Raw genomic sequence first — 231 nt, forward strand, 5'->3', positions numbered from 1 at the left:
TTCTAATAATAAATTTAAGCGCTGCTGATTCAATTCATCATCAGGGAGTGTTTGCGTTTGCTGATCGTCAAATATTTGAAGGTAGTGCTCAACTTTACGTAAATAAAGGTAATTGCGCCTCAGATCGCTTGCTTCTTGCTCATCTATAACTTGGCTAAGTGCCAACTCATTTAATGCTTTAAGTAATGATTGAGTTTGTAAATTAGCCTCTCGGCCACCTCGTACCATTTG

1 protein-coding gene is annotated in these 231 nt (G+C 38.1%); it reads right to left on the reverse strand.

Annotated features, from left to right (window positions below; genetic code table 11):
* Positions 1 to 231 (reverse strand): [protein-PII] uridylyltransferase family protein (locus AAEZ18_RS19795; protein WP_352256165.1); only part of this gene is annotated, 231 nt, incomplete at both ends.

The organism is Pseudoalteromonas sp. 19-MNA-CIBAN-0066 (assembly GCF_040308705.1).
GTDB classification, from domain to species: domain Bacteria; phylum Pseudomonadota; class Gammaproteobacteria; order Enterobacterales; family Alteromonadaceae; genus Pseudoalteromonas; species Pseudoalteromonas nigrifaciens.